Genomic DNA, 860 nt, shown 5'->3' on the forward strand with positions numbered 1-860 from the left:
CTCATGGCCTACATTATGACCCAGAAATACGGGGCAGGGTTACCCCTCTACCGCCAGGAGCAGCAGTTTAAAGGTTTGGGTATAGACCTTTCCCGGCAGACAATGGCCAACTGGGTGCTCCATGGAGCCAACACCTGGCTAACCCATATTTATGACCGCCTCCATGAACACCTGCTTAAAAGAGATATCCTCCATGCCGACGAGACCACCTTACAAGTGCTTCAGGAACCTGGAAGGGAAGCTACCACCAAATCATATCTTTGGCTTTACCGTACCGGGCGGGACGGACCCCCCATCATCCTTTACGACTACCAGACCACCCGGGCCGGCAAACACCCCCGCCGCTTCCTGGCGGGTTTTAAAGGTTATTTACACGTTGACGGCTATGCTGGCTACAATGAGCTTCCGGATGTCACCCTGGTCGGCTGCTGGGCCCATGCCCGGCGCAAGTTCGACGAAGCATTAAAGGCCCTGCCGGAAGATAAACGCAATGCAGCAGTGGCCGCCCGGGAGGGGCTGGAGTACTGCAACCGGCTCTTTGCCATAGAGCGCGAGTTGAAAGAGGCAACACCAGAGGAACGCTATCAAATCCGCCAGGTGCGCAGCCGGCCCGTGCTGGACGCCTTTTTGGCGTGGCTTAAAAACCAAAAAGCCCGGGTACTGCCCAAAAGTTCCTTTGGGCAGGCGATTTACTATTGCCTGGGCCAGTGGGATAAACTCGTCGCCTTCTTGCAAGACGGGCGTCTGGAACTCGACAACAACCGCAGCGAACGCTCCATCAAGCCCTTCGTCATCGGCCGTAAGAATTGGTTGTTTGCCAATACACCACGGGGTGCTAAAGCCAGCGCCATTACCTACAG

At 55.9% G+C, this 860-nt stretch carries 1 protein-coding gene; it reads left to right on the plus strand.

What is annotated here, in order from left to right; translation table 11 throughout:
- The coding region (gene tnpC / locus MOST_RS15635; protein WP_129588708.1) for an IS66 family transposase at positions 1-860 on the plus strand (860 nt) is incomplete at both ends.

It is taken from the genome of Neomoorella stamsii, assembly GCF_002995805.1.
Taxonomy (GTDB): Bacteria; Bacillota; DSM-521; order Neomoorellales; family Neomoorellaceae; genus Neomoorella; species Neomoorella stamsii.